1 protein-coding gene is annotated in these 601 nt (G+C 74.7%); it reads left to right on the top strand.

Translation table 11 applies throughout. The features are described from left to right. Window positions 1–549: helix-turn-helix transcriptional regulator (locus tag G3I53_RS16985; protein ID WP_164438513.1), on the top strand; the 549-nt coding region annotated here is incomplete at its 5' end. Window positions 550–601: the final 52 nt, after the last annotated feature.

Genomic DNA, 601 nt, shown 5'->3' with positions numbered 1-601 from the left:
GGTGCCGACCCGCAGGCCCCCGCCCAGCTGCTGCGCTGCCGGGCCCTGCTGGCCCCGCCGGAGGCGGCCGACGAACTGTTCTCGCGCGCCCTGGACCGCCATGAGGAGACGGCCGGGGCGGGCGACTTCGAGCGGGCCCGCACCGAACTGCTGCACGGCATGTGGCTGCGGCGCCGCCGCCGGCTGCGGGAGGCGCGGACCCGGCTCGGCGAGGCACTGCTGGGGTTCGAGAGCTGCGGTGCGCGGATGTGGGCACGGCAGACGGGCGCGGAACTGCGGGCCAACGGCGCGGCACCGGCCGGCGCCGGTGCGGCGGACAGCGGCCCGGCGGCAGCGGGCGAGCTGGCCCGGCTGACCCCGCAGCAACTGCGCATCGCCCGGCTGGTCGCCGAGGGCGCGACCAACCGGGAAGCGGCGTTGAGCCTGTCGGTCAGCACCCGTACGGTCGACTACCACCTCCGGAACGTCTTCGCGACCCTCGGTGTCCGTTCCCGGGTCGAACTTGTCCGACTGGTCGAACAGGCGGAAAAGACCGGTGCACAGCTCTAGGGACCGACCGGACGGTATGCCATCCTTCGGGGCAGGACGAGTCAGGTGGCGG

The organism is Streptomyces sp. SID14436 (assembly GCF_010548465.1).
GTDB lineage: Bacteria > Actinomycetota > Actinomycetes > Streptomycetales > Streptomycetaceae > Streptomyces.
The sequence above is the reverse complement of the archived record's forward strand: the minus strand, read 5'-3'. Positions and strand labels throughout refer to the sequence as shown.